The organism is Adlercreutzia sp. DFI.6.23 (assembly GCF_024462535.1).
GTDB lineage: Bacteria > Actinomycetota > Coriobacteriia > Coriobacteriales > Eggerthellaceae > Adlercreutzia > Adlercreutzia rubneri.
In genome coordinates this window covers 1-291 of record NZ_JANGBP010000728.1, presented here as the reverse complement: position 1 = coordinate 291, position 291 = coordinate 1, and the positions used below count along the sequence as shown (strand labels likewise).

The following is a 291-nucleotide window of genomic DNA, read 5'->3' as shown; positions in this document are numbered from 1 at the left end:
CTACGTGGGCGAGCTCTCGCTGGATGGGCGGGTGCGGCCGGTGGCGGGCACCCTCGCCTGCGCCATCTGCGCCCGGCGCCTCGGGCTGGACTTCGTCTGCGCCGCCGACAGCGATCCGGTGCCCTTAGACGACGTGCGGCTGCTCGCTATGACGTCGCTGGCCCAGGCGGCCCGTGAGGGAGGCGCGGCGGCGGTGCTGCCGGCCCAAGGGGGACGGGCGGCCCCGGCGGCCGTCGAGGCGCTCGACTTCGCGGAGGTCGCGGGCCACGAGACGGCCAAGCGGGCCTTCCA

The 291-nt window shown here is 76.6% G+C and carries 1 pseudogene; it reads left to right on the top strand.

The annotated features are described in order from the left end of the window. A pseudogene (locus NE591_RS15240) lies at positions 1 to 291 on the top strand (ATP-binding protein); the annotation flags it as partial.